Origin of the sequence: Luteibacter yeojuensis (assembly GCF_000964085.1) — a bacterium.
Taxonomy (GTDB): Bacteria; Pseudomonadota; Gammaproteobacteria; order Xanthomonadales; family Rhodanobacteraceae; genus Luteibacter; species Luteibacter yeojuensis_A.
In genome coordinates, this window is the sequence record NZ_JZRB01000003.1 from 42,762 (window position 1) to 57,086 (window position 14,325).

Sequence of the window (14,325 nt, forward strand, 5' to 3'; positions counted from 1 at the left end):
CCCTTACCTCACTTCAGACCGTCGAGGATCGCGTCGACCGATTCGGCCGTCAGCTTCTCGTGGTAATGACCGTTGACCACCATCATCGGCGCGCCAGCACACGCGGCCAGGCATTCCTCTTCCTGCTTGAGGTAGATGCGGCCGTCGGCGGTGCTTTCGCCCGTCTTGATGCCCAGCTTCTTCTCGCAGTGGCGCACGAGGCCCTCGGCGCCGTTGAGCCAGCACGAGATGTTGGTGCAGATGGCGACGTTGTTGCGGCCCACGGGCGTGGTCTCGAACATCGAGTAGAAGCTCGCGACTTCGTATGCCCAGATCGGCGGCAGGTCGAGGTACTTGGCGACGGCGGTGATCAGCGCGTCGGTGAGGTAACCCTGGTTCTGCTCCTGCGCCGCCATGAGCGACTGGATGAGCGCCGAGCGCTTGCGATCCGGCGGGAACTTGCCGACCCAGTGGTCGATGTGCTGCCGGGTGTGATCGTTGAGCACGGCGATCGGATCGACGTCCTTCACCTGCTCGAAATGACCGGTGGCTTTCATGATTCTGTGTACTCCGTCGACTTAGCGGTCGACTTCGCCGAAGACGAGATCGTAGGTGCCGATCATCGCGACGACGTCGGCGAGCATGTGGCCACGCACGAACGCGTCCATCGAAGAAAGATGCGCGAAGCCCGGCGCGCGCAGGTGCACGCGGAACGGCTTGTTGGCACCGTCGGACATGAGGTAGCAGCCAAACTCACCCTTCGGTGCCTCCACCGCGGCGTAGGTCTCGCCGGCGGGGACGCCATAGCCCTCGGTGAAGAGCTTGAAGTGGTGGATCAGCGCTTCCATGTCGTTCTTCATCTCGACACGGCTGGGCGGGGCGACCTTGTAGTTCTGCACCATGACCGGGCCCGGGTTGGCCTTCAGCCATTCCACGCACTGGCGGATGATGCGGTTCGACTGGCGCATTTCTTCCACGCGCACCAGGTAGCGGTCGTAGCAATCGCCGTTGACGCCCACCGGGATGTCGAAATCCATGTGCTCGTAGGCGGCGTACGGCTGCTTCTTGCGCAGATCCCACGCGATGCCAGAGCCGCGCAGCATGGCGCCCGTCATGCCCCAGGCCTGCGCCTTGTCAGGGTCGACCACGCCGATGCCGACCGTACGCTGCTTCCAGATACGGTTGTTGGTGAGCAGCAGTTCGTACTCATCCACGCGCGCCGGGAAATCGTTGGTGAACTCCGTGAGGTAGTCCAGCATCGAGCCTTCGCGCCACGTGTTGAGGCGCTTCAGGTCGCCGCCCTTGTGCCACGGCGATTCGCGGTACTGCGGCATCTGCTCGGGCAGGTCGCGGTACACGCCACCCGGGCGGTAGTACGTGGCGTGCATGCGGGCGCCGGAGACGGCCTCGTACACGTCCATGAGTTCCTCGCGCTCGCGGAACGCGTAGAGGAACACGGCCATGGCGCCAAGATCGAGCGCGTTCGAACCCACCCACATGAGGTGGTTCAGGATGCGGGTGATCTCGTCGAACATGGTGCGGATGTACTGCGCGCGCACCGGGGCCTCGATGCCCATGAGGTTCTCGATGGCGCGCACGTAGGCGTGCTCGTTGCACATCATCGAGACGTAATCGAGGCGATCCATGTAACCGATGGACTGGTTGAACGGCTTGGACTCGGCCAGCTTTTCGGTGCCACGGTGCAGCAGGCCGATGTGTGGGTCGGCACGGACGATGGTCTCGCCGTCCATTTCCAGCACCAGGCGCAGCACGCCGTGCGCAGCAGGGTGCTGCGGGCCGAAGTTCATCGTGTAATTGCGGATTTCTTCCACGGCTTAATTCTCCCGCCAGCGGTCGGCGGCTTCCGCCCTGGCCTGATCGAGGTCGGCATCGTTGCGGATCGTGCGCGGCACCAGCACGCGCGGCTCGATCGAGACCGGTTCGTAGACAACACGCTTCTGCTCGGCGTCGTAGCGGACCTCGACGTTGCCGATGAGCGGGAAATCCTTGCGGAACGGATGGCCGACGAAACCGTAGTCGGTAAGGATGCGGCGAAGGTCGGGGTGGCCGTCGTAAATGATGCCGTAGAGGTCGAACGCCTCGCGCTCGAACCAGTCGGCGCCCGGCCAGATGCCCGTGACCGACGGCACCACCGGGAAATTGTCGTCCTCAGCGAACGCGCGCAGGCGGATGCGCTGGTTATGCTCGATCGACAGTAGCTGGTACACCGAGGCGAAGCGGCGCGGCAGGTCGGCCGGGCGCGGGCGTTCGGCCCAGGTGAAGCGGCCGACGGCCTGGCCCTCGACGCCACGCGAGAAGCTTTCGCCCTGCGCGGTGTCGGTGTCCCATTCGGTCTTGCCGTAGCTGAGGTAATCGACGCCGCAGACGTCGATGAAGACGGTGAAGCGGAAGCCCGCCTCGTCGCGCAGCGCGGTGGCCACGGCGATGAGGTCGCGCGGGGCGACCTCGGCGGTGACTTCGTTGCGTTCGACCTTCACCGCCAGCATGTCGCCGAAGCGCGCGGCGAGGCGTTCGACCAGCGAGGTCTCGTTGTTAACGCTCATGTGCAGGCCCTGTTAGCGCGCGATCGTGTGGGTGCGGCGGATCTTCTTCTGCAGCTGCAGGATGCCGTGGATCAGCGCTTCGGCCGTCGGCGGGCAACCCGGCACGTAGATGTCGACCGGCACGATGCGATCGCAGCCACGCACGACCGAATACGAATAGTGGTAGTAGCCGCCGCCATTGGCGCACGAGCCCATGGAGATGACCCACTTCGGCTCGGGCATCTGGTCGTAGACCTTGCGCAGCGCGGGGGCCATCTTGTTGACCAGGGTGCCGGCGACGATCATCACGTCGGACTGGCGGGGGCTGGGACGGAACACGACGCCGAAGCGGTCGAGGTCGAGGCGCGCGGCGCCCGCGTGCATCATCTCAACCGCGCAGCATGCCAGGCCGAACGTCATCGGCCACATGGAGCCGGTGCGTGCCCAGTTCATCAGGGCGTCCACGCTGGTGACGCCGAAGCCGCGCTGCGGCACCGGGGCATCGCCATTGGGGCGGATGATGTCGTCGACGAGGTTGAGGGGCTGCGGGTTGTGCATCACCCGGTCGATGGTGGTCATCACTCCCATTCGAGCGCTCCCTTCTTCCAGACATAACCGAAACCGACCACGAGCAGCGCCAGGAACAGTGCCATTTCAACCAGTGCGATGAGCCCGATCTTGTCGAACACCACGGCCCACGGGAAAAGGAAGGCGATTTCGAGGTCGAAAATAATGAAGAGGATGGCGATGAGGTAATAACGCACGTCGAACTTCATGCGGGCATCTTCGAAGGCTTCGAAGCCGCACTCGTAGGGCGAGAGTTTTTCCGCATCGGGGCGCTTGGGGCCGGCGAGCATGCCGAGGACCATGAGCACCACGCCTAGGCCGACGGCCACGGCTATGAACAACAGGACGGGCCAATATTGGGCGAGCACGATGCTGCGTACCTCCGCGCCTCACTGGGCGCATCAGTGACCGTCGACGGGGACGAGCGGTCCGGCTAGGGGCGCCGGAGCTTTTATCGAATCGATCCAAACGGACCGATCCGGTCGGACGCGCCAGGCGCGCCAACGACTCCGGAGATCCACAATCTCACGTTGGGGAACCGATCTATTGTACCAGTGCGTGCAGGTATGCCGACAAGTCTTAATGGAAGAAAAACAGGTCCATGATGGTGCAAACCCCGAATTTCCCCTGCCTGGCGGTTACATCGTCTGGGTTGGGCGCTCGGAATTGAGGGAGCCGGCCAGGAGGGCCTCGATGCGCTGCCGGGCGGCTTCGCTCTCTGGCGATTCGTTGAACTGGATGCCCACGCCCGCGGTACGGTTACCTTGCGCCCCCACCGGGGTGATCCACACCACCTTTCCGGCAACGGAGAGGCGCTCGTTGTCGTCGATGAGGGTGACCAGCAGGGCGACTTCATCGCCCAGGTTATAGCGCTGGGCCGTGGGGGCGAACAGGCCGCCGGTTTTCAGGAACGGCATGTACGAGATGTACAGGGAATTCACGTCCTTGATCTTCAGCGACAGGATGCCCTGGCGCGGCGACGGGCTGGTGGCATTCATAAATTCGGCAGATTCCCTGGTCTGGCGGCCATCCTAGCTAGGCGGGCGGCCGGGCCACAAGCCCGGGCGGCGCCGGATCCTGGCAGACCCAGCCATAGCGGTCGTAAATCCAGGGCGTGGAAAGGTCGGCGGTGAGCTTGACGAAGGCAGGCCCGGGCACGGGGCGCAGCGCCAGCAGCCAGTCGTCGCCGTCGCGCTCCAGTGGCGCGCCGCGCCAGGTCCAGTGCCGGCTCCCCTGCCCGTCGGCCAGCAGCACGCGCAGGCGGGCCCGTGCGAAACGGCCTGGCCGCCATGGCAGGCGCAGGGTATCGCCCGCCACGGGCGGCGGCGGCCGGTCGAAACGCTCCGGGCGCGATGCCAGCGCGAGCATGCGTTCGCGGCTAAGCACCATCTGGGTGGCATGGGCCTGCACGGCAGCGGTCTTGATGCCCTGCCGCCCAGGGTCGGCATCCGGCACGATCAGGTCTTCAGGGGCGCAGGCCTCGGTGCCGTGGACCATGTAGGTGAGCACCTCGGCCGTGGAGCCGGCGTCGTGGAGCGCCAGGCGGGCCAGCACATGGGCGGCACCGTGGTCGGGGTGCCGATCACCGAGGTCGGGGATGACGACGAGCGTGGGCCCCATGGCGGCGACCACGGCCCGCAACGCGCCCACGGCGTCCGCGTGGCGGTGGCGCAGCTCGGTGGTCACCTGCATGTCGTGCCAGCCCATGGGATGGAACCGCGCGGGCTCGACGCCCAGCAGGGAAAGGGCCGAAGCGACCTCCTGGCGGCGGCGCGCGCCCCAGCGCCGGCGGCCCGCCGCGCCGATGATGAGACGTTTCTCATCCCAGCGCTGTGGCCAAGGGTTGTCGTCCCCATCGGTGAGCAAGGCCACGTCGACCGTGCCACCGAGGGCAAGGCAGCGCTGGATCAGCATCCCCGCGGCCAGCGACTCGTCGTCCGGGTGCGGGGCGATGACGAGCAGGCGCGTCGTGGCGTCGATGGTGGGGGCGGTGGGCACGGCGCGATTAAGGCGAACGGCGTGGATAAGGGGCGTCAACGCCAGGCGGCGATGAGTTCGAGCAACACCAGGTCGGTACGCAGCGGCCCCCGGAGGGCCTCGCGGGCGCGGTTGGCCTTGCCGTACCAGGCATCGAGCGATTCGTCGTCGAGCTGGCTTTCGAGCGGCGCGGGGCGCCCGGCGGCCCGCGCACGCAACTCGTCGGTGGCGGCCTGCGCGGCGAACCACGCGTAGCGCGCGGGGTCGGTGGCCTGCCAGCGCTTCACCACTTCCATGGCGTCGCCGCGGCCGGCCGCGAGGGCCTTCAGGTCGTGGCGCACCTCCCCACGCTGCTTGAGGGCGCCATCGCTGGCCCACTGGCGCGCCAGCCCCGGGTTGCCGGCGGCCGCTTCGAGCGCGGCGGCCGCATCCGGAACGCCCTGCCCCCGCAACCACTCGAGCGACACCTCGTGCGACGGCACGAGGAAATCGATGCGCTGGGTTCGGCTGCGGATGGTTGCCGGCAGGCGGGCCGGTTCGTCGGCGACGAGGAGGATGATGGTCGAGGGGGTGGGTTCTTCCAGGGTCTTGAGTAGCGCGTTGGCGGCTGCCGCGTTCATCGCATCGGCCGGGTCGACGGTCGCGACCTGCCACCCGCCGAACTGGCTGGCCATGGAAAGGCGTTGCGAGAGGTCGCGCACCTGGTCGACGACGATCTCGGTGCGCGTGCCGCCGTCCTTGCGCAGGCCGAGCCCGAGCGCGATGACATCGGGGTGCGTGCCTGCCGCCACGAGGTGGCAGCTACGGCACGTGCCACAGGCCTGGCCGCCGGCGGGATGCTGGCAGAGCAGGCCCTTGACGAAATCCGCAAGGAACTCGCGCTTGCCCAGCCCCGCCGGCCCGGCGAGAAGCAACGCATGCGGCAGCGCATCGCGCTCGCGACGCGCCTGCAGGCGCGCCCAGGCCTCCGCATGCCACGGCCGCGCGGTCACGACGGCGCCCGTTCGAAGAGGCCAGCGACACCCGCGATGGCCTGGGCCAGCACGGCATCGGGCGCCGCGCTGGCATCCAGCACGCGGAAGCGGCCCGGGTCGGCCGCGGCCCGGGAACGGTAGGCATCCCGGATGCGCTCGAAGAAGGCATCGCCCTCCACTTCGATGCGGTCGGCGTCGCCACGGCCGGCGGCGCGCGCGCGGCCCTGGGCCACCGGCAGGTCGAGCAGCAACGTGATGTCGGGCCTGAGGCCAAGCGCCGCCCAGCGCTCGAGCGCGGCGATGCGTTCGAGCGGCTGGCCACGGCCACCGCCCTGGTAGGCGTAGCTGGCATCGGTGAAGCGATCGCACAGCACCCAGCGGCCGGCGGCCAGGGCGGGCTCGATCACCTGGCGCACCAGCTGCGCGCGCGAGGCGAACATGAGCAGAAGCTCGCCCTCGGCGCAGAGCTCGTTGTTGGCGGCATCGAGCACCACGCCACGCACGGCTTCGCCGACATCGGTGCCGCCGGGCTCGCGCGTCACCACCAGGTCGGCGCCCTGCGCCCGCAGGTGCGCCTCGAGGCCGCGCAGCAAGGTGCTCTTGCCGGCGCCTTCGCCCCCTTCGAGGGTGATGAGCTTTCCGCGCGGGTGTGGATTCACTGGCATCGCTTCAACTGGTAGCAGGCCACGGCCTTGTTGTGTTCGTCGAGGGTAGCCGAGAAGACGTGGCTGCCATCGCCGCGCGCGACGAAGTACAGCTCGTTGCCCCCGGCCGGGTGCAGCGCCGCCTCGATGGCCGCACGCCCGGGCAGGGCGATGGGCGTGGGCGGCAGGCCCGCACGCGTGTACGTATTGTAGGGCGTGTCGGTGGTGAGGTCGCTCTTGTGGATGTTGCCCGCGTAAGCGGCACCCATGCCGTAGATCACGGTCGGGTCGGTCTGCAGCATGATGTGCTGCTGCAGGCGGCGCACGAACACGCCCGCGATGCGCGGCCGCTCATCCGCCCTGCCCGTTTCCTTTTCCACGATGGAGGCGAGGATAAGGGCCTCGTACGGCGAGGCCAGGGGGAGGTCCTGCGCCCGGCCGGCCCAGGCGGCATCCAGGGTTTTCGCCATGGCGCCGTAGGCCCGCTTGAGGATGCTGCTATCGGCATCGCCCTTCACGTAGGCATAGGTCTCGGGGAGGAAACGCCCCTCGGGGGTATCGCCCTCGGGTGCGCCCACGCGCTTCATGATGCCCGCGTCGTCGAGGCCGGCCGTATCGTGGGTGAGTGTGTCCACCGCGCCCAGCGCACGGCGCAGGTCGGCGAAGGACCAGCCATCGACGATGGTGAAGTTACGCTGCATGACCTTGCCCGTGGCCATGTCAGTGACCAGGTCGCGCGGGGTCATGCCCTGGCGCAGCGCGAACTCACCCGCATGCAGGCGGCCGCTGGCGTGCATCTCCATGGCCAGCACGCGCCAGTAGAGGGGCGAGGCCTGGGTGGCACCGCGATCGCGCAGCGCGCGGACGATATCCTTGAACGACGAGCCCCGGGCCACGTCGATGCTTTCACCGCTACTGGCCACCGTGAGCGGCGTGCGGGCGAAACGGGCCCAGTCGAACCACATCCACGCGCCACCCGCGATCACCGCGAGCAGCACCAGCAACAAGACAGCGCGCCACAGGGCGGCGCCACGCACTTTCATCGATCACGATCCTTGGCACGGTTCGGTAACGGCAGGCCCAGGCGGGCCCAGTGCGCCTGCAGCGCACGGGCCACGGGGCCGGGCGGCCACGCATGGGCGCCAAGCGCCCGGACGGGAAGGATGCCGCGAACCGCCGACGTGAGGAAGACCTCGCTCGCCCGGGTGAGGTCCGCGGGGAAGAACGACGCGACGCGGGCACCGTGCGCGGCAAGGATTTCCGCGCGCGCCACGCCCGCCACTCCGCACTGGTCCACCGGCGGGGTCAGCAGTTCGCCATCGACCACCGCGAAAAGGTTGGCCGCGGTGGCGCATACCACCCGGCCCTCGGTATCGCACAGCAGGCCCTCGGCCACGGCCGGGTCAGCCCACTCCGCGCGCGCCAGCACCTGCTCGAGGCGATTGAGGTGCTTCATGCCGGCCAGGCGTGGTTGCCGCGCGAGGCGCAACTCGCACGCGTGCACCGCAATGCCCTGCTCCGCGGCGACGGTGTCCGTGGCCAGCGGCGCCGCGGCCACCACCACCGTCGGGCGCGGGTCGCGAGGCAAGGCATAGCCTCGCTCGCCTACGCCGCGGCTCAGGGTGACGCGGACGACGGCGTCGTCGAGGCCCGCGCTCAGGCGCAGCACCTCGCCATGCAGGCGGTCGGTATCCGGCAACGGCATGAGCAGGCGCCCCGCGCTTTCGGACAGGCGCGCCGCGTGGCGGTGCCACAGCGGCGCCACGCCGGCGACGACGCGCAACGTTTCGAACAAGCCATCGCCATACGTGAATCCGCGATCGGTCGCGGCCACCGCGCCCGTGTCGTGGAAATCCACCGACAGGCGCATGCTCATGCGGCGCCGAAGATCCGCAACAAGCCACGCGCCTTGGCCCGTGTCTCGTCAAGCTCCTTCTCCGGCACGGAATCGGTGACGATGCCGGCACCCGCGCGCAGCGACACATCGCACCCCTCGGCCGTGAGCGTGCGGATGAGGATGTTGAGGTCCATGTCGCCGCTGTCGTCGATGTAGCCCAGCGCACCCGTGTAGGCACCGCGCGGCTCCTGTTCGATGTCGCCGATGATCTGCATGCAGCGCACCTTCGGGCAGCCCGTGATGGTGCCGCCCGGGAACGTCGCCGCCACCACCTGGCCGGGGGTGATGCCGTCGCGTGCGCGGCCACGCACGTTCGACACGATGTGGTGCACGTGCGCGTAGCTCTCCACCACCATGAGTTCATCCACCTTGACGCTGCCGGGCACGCACACGCGGCCCAGGTCGTTGCGCTCGAGGTCGATGAGCATGACGTGCTCGGCGCGCTCCTTCGGGTGCGTCGTGAGCTCGCGGATGCGCGCCGCATCGTCGTCGCCCGGCACGCGCGGCCGGGTGCCCGCGATGGGCCGCGTCTGCAGCACGCCAGCGCGTGATTCAACGAGGCGCTCGGGCGACGAGCTGACGATGGCCCAGCCATCGCGTTGCAGCAGCCCGGCGAACGGCGCCGGGTTCGCGCGGCGAAGCGCGTGCATGAGTGCGGCGGGCGCGGGGGCTTCGGCGAAACGCGCGCACCAGCGACGCGAGAGGTTCACCTGGAACGTATCCCCCGCATGCAGGTGTTCATGGATGCGCCGCACGCCATCGAGGAAACGTCGAGGCTCGTCCTCGTCGACGCGCAACGGCGTGGCGAGCTCGAGCGCCGGCATGGGTGCGTCGAGGTCGCCGGCCATCGTGTCGAGCCAGTGCTCGGCGCCCTCTTCCGCCACGAGGATGGTACGGCCCTCGACATGGTCGACGATGGCCGCGGCGGGTGCACGCAGTGCGCACGCGACGGGCACGCTCCCACGCGAGGCAGGCAAACGCAGCGAGGGCTCCACCTGCCCCGCGAGCTCGTAGGCGAGGTACACCACCCAGCCGCCGTGGAACGGCAGGCCATCGTCGACGCGTGGGCGGCGGCGCGCGGTCCAGGCGCGATCCAACGCGTCGAGGAAGGTGCCCGGCACCACGAGGCCCTGCGCATCACGCAGCACGCCGTGCGCGTCCAGCGACAGCGCGGCATCGCCGCCGGCAAAAAGGATGTCGTAGCGCGATTGCGCGGTGCCCGTGACCGCCGACGCCAGCAGCGCGGGGTAGCGGCCCGGAAACAGCGCGGCCGGCGCGAGGAGATCGCGCCGGCCGGCCAGGGTTCGCGTGGTGAAGGCCACGCGGGTATCAGGCGCGTCGGAAGACGAGCGTACCGTTGGTGCCGCCAAAACCGAACGAATTGGACATGGCCACCGTGAGGTCGGCCTTCTCGGCCTTGTTCGGCACGAGATCCATGCCCAGCGCGGCCACCTCGGGGTCGAGGTTCTCCAGGTTCATGGTCGGCGGGATGATGCCATCGCGCAGCGCCATGATGCTGAAGATGGCTTCGACGCCGCCCGCGGCGCCCAGCAGGTGGCCCGTCACCGATTTGGTGGAGCTGACGGCGAACTTGCCCTTGTGGGTGGCGTGCTCGCCGAACACGTTGCGGATGGCCTTGGCTTCGCCAAGATCACCCACGGGCGTGGAGGTGCCGTGCGCATTGACGTACTGCACTTCCTCAGCCTTGAGGCCGGCATCGTGCAGCGCGTTGCGCATGGCCAGCTCGGCGCCATCGCCGCTGGGTGCGGTGATGTGGTACGCGTCGCCGCTCATGCCGAAACCGATGAGCTCGGCCAGGATGGTGGCGCCACGCGCCTTGGCGAACTCGTACTCCTCGAGCATGAGCATGCCCGCGCCGTTCGACAGCAGGAAGCCGTCGCGGCCGGTATCCCACGGGCGGCTGGCATGCGCCGGGTCGTCATTGCGCGTGGACATGGCCTTGGCCGAGCAGAAGCCCGCCATGGCCGTGGGCGTGGTGGCGAACTCGGCACCGCCTGCCAGCATCGCGTCGGCATCGCCGTACTGGATGAGGCGCATGGCCATGCCGATGTTGTGCGCGGCCGTGGTGCATGCCGACACGAGGGCGATGTTGGGGCCCTTCATGCCGTGGTAGATCGACAGGTTGCCCGCCACCATGTTGATGATGGAGCTCGGCACGAAGAACGGCGAGACCTTGCGGGGGCCCTTCTCGGCGAGTTCGAGCGCGGTGTTCTCGATGGTGTGCAGGCCACCGATGCCGGCACCGGCGGCGACACCGATGCGGCCGGCGTTCTCGTCGGTGACGACGAGGCCCGATTGGCGGAATGCATGCGTGCCCGCGACGATGCCGTAGTGGATGAACGGATCCATCCGCTTGAAGTCCTTCTTGATCGAAAGACGTTCTTCCTCTGTCGCTTCCGCGCCATCGAAATAGGCTTCCGCCGCATCGAAATCACGAACCTCGCCAGCGATTTTCGTGGCGAACTTCTCGGCGTCGAAATCGGTGACGGGGCCGATGCCGGTGTTGCCTTCGACGACGTTCTTCCAGGCGGTGGCGATATCGTTGCCGACCGGCGAGATGATGCCCATGCCGGTCACTACCACGCGTCGCTTAGTCATGCATTTTTTCCTTCACTGTGCCCACGCTAACCATACGCGGGCGCAGGTTACGGTATTCGGAAACGAAAACTGCGCCATGACGGCGCAGCTTCCGTGTCTCTCGGAGATCGATGAGGGGCATGGCCCCGCTCGACGACCAGTCAACGATCAGGCCTTGACGTGGGCCTTGATGTAGTCGACAGCCTGCTGAACCGTCGTGATCTTCTCGGCTTCTTCGTCCGGGATCTCGCACTCGAATTCTTCTTCGAGGGCCATCACGAGTTCGACGGTATCCAGCGAATCGGCGCCCAGATCGTCCACGAACGAGGCGTTCGCAGTGACTTCATCTTCCTTGACGCCCAGCTGTTCGACGACGATCTTCTTGACGCGTTCTTCGATGGTGCTCATGTCGCTATAACCTCCCGAGGGGAAAAATCCGGCGCATTGTAGTGGCTAAGGTCCATACCCGCCAGCACGTCGCCGTGACGTGGATGGCGCCCCGGACACCCGGGGCGCGAAAGGGTGATTGTCTCTCAAAAACGGCCCGGTGGCGACTGCCGGGGCCGCGGCGTCACGGCATGTACATGCCGCCGTTAACGTGCAGGGTCTCGCCCGTGATGTACTTGGCCGCCGGCGAGGCCAGGAAGGCCACGGCTTCGGCGATGTCACGGCTTTCACCAAGTTGGCCCAAAGCGATGCCCGAAAGCAGCGCCTGGCGCTGTTCTTCGGGCAGGGCGCGGGTCATGTCGGTATCGATGAAGCCCGGTGCCACCACGTTCACGGTGATGCCACGCGAGCCGATCTCACGGGCCAGCGACTTCGAGAAGGCGATGATGCCGGCCTTGGCGGCCGCGTAGTTGGCCTGCCCGGGGTTGCCGGTGACGCCCACGACCGAGGCGATGCTGATGATGCGGCCCTTGCGCGCCTTCATCATGCCGCGCATGACGGCTTTGGAGGTACGGAACACCGACGTCAGGTTGGTATCCATGATGGCGCTCCAGTCGTCTTCCTTCATGCGCATGAGGAGCTGGTCGCGCGTGATGCCGGCGTTGTTCACCAGGACGCTGATGCTGCCCGAAGCCTTGGCGATCTCGTCGACGAGGGCATCGATGGCTTCCGGGTTGGTGACATCCAGGACGCGGCCGTGGCCGCCGTGCGCCGCGAGGCGCTCGCCGATGGCCTTGGCCCCGTTCTCGCTGGTCGCCGTGCCGTAGACGGTGGCGCCCTGCTCGGCCAGGAGGTCGGCGATGGCGGCGCCGATGCCGCGGCTGGCGCCGGTGACCAGCGCGATCTCGCCCTTGAGGGATTGGGTCATGGTGGTGGTCCTGCTAAAGGGGATGGGGATCAGGCCTGCACGGCCGCGTCGAGCTCGGCCGGCGTGCCGATGGCCTTGCCGTCGATGCTCTTGTCGATGCGTTTGATGAGGCCGGCGAGCACCTTGCCCGGGCCGCATTCCAGCGCCTGCGTGATGCCATGGGCGGCCAGTGCCTGGACGCACTCGGTCCAGCGCACCGGCAGGTAGAGCTGGCGCTGGAGGGCGCCGCGGATGTCGTCGAGCGTGGCATGCACCTTCGCGTCGGCGTTTTGCACCACGGGGATGGAGGGCAGCTGCCAATCGATGGCGGCCATCCTTTCACCGAGGCGGTCGGCCGCGTCGCGCATCAGCATGCAATGCGAGGGCACCGACACCGCAAGCTTCACGGCCTTCTTCACGCCCAGCTCGGCAAGGCGCGCCAGGGCACGGTCCACGGCCTCGGCATGGCCGGCGATGACCAGCTGGCCAGGCGAATTGAAGTTGGCGGGGGCGACGACCTGGCCCTGGGCCACTTCTTCGCACACCTGGGCGATCTGGGCATCGTCGCCACCAAGGATGGCGGCCATGGCGCCCACGCCAGGCGGCACGGCAGCCTGCATGAGGCGGCCGCGCTCGGCCACGAGGCCGGCGGCGTCCTTCAGCGAGATGGCACCCGCGGCCACGAGCGCACTGTATTCACCCAGGCTGTGGCCCGAGAAATACGCCGGCAGCGGGCCGCCCTGCTTCAGGTAGACGCGCCACACGGCGACACTGGCGGCGAGCAAGGCCGGCTGGGTGTTTTCGGTGCTGTTGAGCTGTTCTTCCGGGCCCTGCTGGCTGATGGCCCACAGATCGACGCCCGCGCCGGCGGACGCCTCGTCGAAGGTGGCCTTCACCTCCGGGTGGGCGGCGGCCAGCTCGGCGAGCATGCCGATGGACTGGGAGCCCTGGCCGGGGAAGACGATGGCGAGCGAAGCGCTGGTCGAGGTCATGCGGGGCGATCCTGGACGTTCAAACCGCGCATGGTGCCAGCAACCCATGGGCGAATGCACCATTCGCGAGGGTTTGGAAAAGAAAACGGCGCACTGTGTGCGCCGTTTCTCATCCGAACTACCTGCGTGGATCAGTCTTCGACTTCGACCGCACCGCGGGTGTCGATGACCTTCTTGCCGCGGTAGTAGCCGTCCTTAGTGACGTGGTGGCGCAGGTGCACCTCACCCGAGGTCGGGTCGGTGGACAGCTGCACGCCCTTGAGGGCGTCGTGCGAACGGCGCATGCCGCGGGTGGACGGGGTCTTGCGGCTCTTGGCAACGGCCATGGCGAATCTCCAGCGAAATTACTTCTTCATGAGTTCGCGGAGCGCCGCGAACGGGTTATCGGATGCTTCCGGCGCAGAAGGCACTTCTTCTTCACCGGACCGGGTTACGTCTTCGGGCAGCTCATAGTCCGGGTTGACCGGAACCAGGGGCAGCGCCAACAACAATTCGTCCTCGATCGCCGCGAGCGGATCCAGCTTCCCATCCTGCTCGAGCAGGAGCGGCTCGTAGCCGGGCGGAAGCGAGGCTTCCTCACGCTCTTCGACGATCAGCCCGAGACGGGTATCGACCTCCACCGGGAGCTGGAACGGCTCCAGGGAACGCTGGCAGACCAGCGTGGGCGACGCCGTTGCGCGAACAGCCACATAGGCGACACCGAGATCGTCACGACCGAAGTCCAGTTCGTAGGTTACGTCGCCGTCAGGCGACGCCACCACCTCGCCGAGGCGCTTGAACGCCGAGAGCGGGAGCTGGCCCTGGAACGAACGCCGCGCACGAACTTCGCGCCAAGCGTCCACGGACGATGGCAGAGTCAC

18 protein-coding genes are annotated in these 14,325 nt (G+C 67.8%); all 18 read right to left on the bottom strand.

Features of this window, described 5'->3' with window-relative positions; translation table 11 throughout:
• Positions 1 to 8: 8 nt before the first annotated feature.
• Complete coding sequence (gene nuoE / locus VI08_RS01575) at positions 9 to 536, bottom strand: NADH-quinone oxidoreductase subunit NuoE (RefSeq protein WP_045827790.1); 528 nt, start codon at positions 534 to 536, stop codon at positions 9 to 11.
• A 21-nt stretch (positions 537 to 557) separates the two neighbouring features.
• Positions 558 to 1,787, bottom strand: a complete 1,230-nt coding sequence (locus VI08_RS01580; RefSeq protein WP_232309441.1) for an NADH-quinone oxidoreductase subunit D — start codon at positions 1,785 to 1,787, stop codon at positions 558 to 560.
• A gap of 27 nt (positions 1,788 to 1,814) precedes the next feature.
• Entirely contained in the window at positions 1,815 to 2,543 is a 729-nt protein-coding gene (locus tag VI08_RS01585) for an NADH-quinone oxidoreductase subunit C (protein WP_045827792.1), read from the bottom strand.
• Between the two features lie 12 nt (positions 2,544 to 2,555).
• A complete protein-coding gene (locus VI08_RS01590; protein WP_045827793.1) occupies positions 2,556 to 3,110 on the bottom strand; it encodes a NuoB/complex I 20 kDa subunit family protein in 555 nt (184 codons plus the stop codon).
• Entirely contained in the window at positions 3,101 to 3,457 is a 357-nt protein-coding gene (locus VI08_RS01595) for an NADH-quinone oxidoreductase subunit A (RefSeq protein ID WP_045827794.1), read from the bottom strand. Before VI08_RS01595 ends, VI08_RS01590 begins: the two co-directional genes overlap by 10 nt.
• Positions 3,458 to 3,727: 270 nt before the next feature.
• Positions 3,728 to 4,087: a PilZ domain-containing protein gene (locus VI08_RS01600; RefSeq protein ID WP_045827795.1), complete on the bottom strand. Its 360-nt coding sequence runs from the start codon at positions 4,085 to 4,087 to the stop codon at positions 3,728 to 3,730.
• A 37-nt stretch (positions 4,088 to 4,124) separates the two neighbouring features.
• Entirely contained in the window at positions 4,125 to 5,087 is a 963-nt protein-coding gene (locus VI08_RS01605; protein ID WP_052697618.1) for a PIG-L deacetylase family protein, read from the bottom strand.
• 35 nt (positions 5,088 to 5,122) lie between these two features.
• Entirely contained in the window at positions 5,123 to 6,058 is a 936-nt protein-coding gene (holB, locus tag VI08_RS01610) for a DNA polymerase III subunit delta' (protein ID WP_045827796.1), read from the bottom strand.
• The gene (tmk, locus tag VI08_RS01615; RefSeq protein ID WP_045827797.1) at positions 6,055 to 6,705 is read right to left on the bottom strand and encodes a dTMP kinase; all 651 of its coding nucleotides are present in this window, start codon (positions 6,703 to 6,705) and stop codon (positions 6,055 to 6,057) included. Before tmk ends, holB begins: the two co-directional genes overlap by 4 nt.
• Complete coding sequence (gene mltG, locus VI08_RS01620; protein ID WP_045827798.1) at positions 6,696 to 7,727, bottom strand: endolytic transglycosylase MltG; 1,032 nt, start codon at positions 7,725 to 7,727, stop codon at positions 6,696 to 6,698. Before mltG ends, tmk begins: the two co-directional genes overlap by 10 nt.
• Complete coding sequence (gene pabC, locus VI08_RS01625) at positions 7,724 to 8,560, bottom strand: aminodeoxychorismate lyase (RefSeq protein WP_052697619.1); 837 nt, start codon at positions 8,558 to 8,560, stop codon at positions 7,724 to 7,726. Before pabC ends, mltG begins: the two co-directional genes overlap by 4 nt.
• Positions 8,557 to 9,903: an aminodeoxychorismate synthase component I gene (locus tag VI08_RS01630; protein WP_045827799.1), complete on the bottom strand. Its 1,347-nt coding sequence runs from the start codon at positions 9,901 to 9,903 to the stop codon at positions 8,557 to 8,559. Before VI08_RS01630 ends, pabC begins: the two co-directional genes overlap by 4 nt.
• Before the next feature lie 7 nt (positions 9,904 to 9,910).
• Positions 9,911 to 11,200: a beta-ketoacyl-ACP synthase II gene (fabF, locus tag VI08_RS01635; RefSeq protein WP_045827800.1), complete on the bottom strand. Its 1,290-nt coding sequence runs from the start codon at positions 11,198 to 11,200 to the stop codon at positions 9,911 to 9,913.
• Between the two features lie 147 nt (positions 11,201 to 11,347).
• Positions 11,348 to 11,587 carry an acyl carrier protein gene (gene acpP / locus VI08_RS01640; RefSeq protein WP_045827801.1) on the bottom strand — a complete coding sequence of 80 codons (240 nt, stop codon included), beginning with the start codon at positions 11,585 to 11,587 and terminating at the stop codon, positions 11,348 to 11,350.
• A 163-nt stretch (positions 11,588 to 11,750) separates the two neighbouring features.
• The gene (gene fabG / locus VI08_RS01645; RefSeq protein ID WP_045827802.1) at positions 11,751 to 12,494 is read right to left on the bottom strand and encodes a 3-oxoacyl-ACP reductase FabG; all 744 of its coding nucleotides are present in this window, start codon (positions 12,492 to 12,494) and stop codon (positions 11,751 to 11,753) included.
• A 29-nt stretch (positions 12,495 to 12,523) separates the two neighbouring features.
• The gene (gene fabD / locus VI08_RS01650) at positions 12,524 to 13,465 is read right to left on the bottom strand and encodes an ACP S-malonyltransferase (RefSeq protein ID WP_045827803.1); all 942 of its coding nucleotides are present in this window, start codon (positions 13,463 to 13,465) and stop codon (positions 12,524 to 12,526) included.
• A gap of 131 nt (positions 13,466 to 13,596) precedes the next feature.
• Positions 13,597 to 13,791: a 50S ribosomal protein L32 gene (gene rpmF, locus VI08_RS01655; protein WP_045827804.1), complete on the bottom strand. Its 195-nt coding sequence runs from the start codon at positions 13,789 to 13,791 to the stop codon at positions 13,597 to 13,599.
• A gap of 18 nt (positions 13,792 to 13,809) precedes the next feature.
• Complete coding sequence (locus VI08_RS01660) at positions 13,810 to 14,307, bottom strand: YceD family protein (protein ID WP_332308605.1); 498 nt, start codon at positions 14,305 to 14,307, stop codon at positions 13,810 to 13,812.
• Positions 14,308 to 14,325 lie beyond the last annotated feature (18 nt).

Coding starts and splice junctions, on each gene's coding strand:
- nuoE (WP_045827790.1), bottom strand. CDS start 536: ATGAAAGCCACCGGTCATTTCGAGCAGGTGAAGGACGTCGATCCGATC.
- VI08_RS01580 (WP_232309441.1), bottom strand. CDS start 1,787: ATGAACTTCGGCCCGCAGCACCCTGCTGCGCACGGCGTGCTGCGCCTG.
- VI08_RS01585 (WP_045827792.1), bottom strand. CDS start 2,543: ATGAGCGTTAACAACGAGACCTCGCTGGTCGAACGCCTCGCCGCGCGC.
- VI08_RS01590 (WP_045827793.1), bottom strand. CDS start 3,110: ATGGGAGTGATGACCACCATCGACCGGGTGATGCACAACCCGCAGCCC.
- VI08_RS01600 (WP_045827795.1), bottom strand. CDS start 4,087: ATGAATGCCACCAGCCCGTCGCCGCGCCAGGGCATCCTGTCGCTGAAG.
- tmk (WP_045827797.1), bottom strand. CDS start 6,705: ATGCCAGTGAATCCACACCCGCGCGGAAAGCTCATCACCCTCGAAGGG.
- mltG (WP_045827798.1), bottom strand. CDS start 7,727: ATGAAAGTGCGTGGCGCCGCCCTGTGGCGCGCTGTCTTGTTGCTGGTG.
- pabC (WP_052697619.1), bottom strand. CDS start 8,560: ATGAGCATGCGCCTGTCGGTGGATTTCCACGACACGGGCGCGGTGGCC.
- fabF (WP_045827800.1), bottom strand. CDS start 11,200: ATGACTAAGCGACGCGTGGTAGTGACCGGCATGGGCATCATCTCGCCG.
- acpP (WP_045827801.1), bottom strand. CDS start 11,587: ATGAGCACCATCGAAGAACGCGTCAAGAAGATCGTCGTCGAACAGCTG.
- fabG (WP_045827802.1), bottom strand. CDS start 12,494: ATGACCCAATCCCTCAAGGGCGAGATCGCGCTGGTCACCGGCGCCAGC.
- fabD (WP_045827803.1), bottom strand. CDS start 13,465: ATGACCTCGACCAGCGCTTCGCTCGCCATCGTCTTCCCCGGCCAGGGC.
- rpmF (WP_045827804.1), bottom strand. CDS start 13,791: ATGGCCGTTGCCAAGAGCCGCAAGACCCCGTCCACCCGCGGCATGCGC.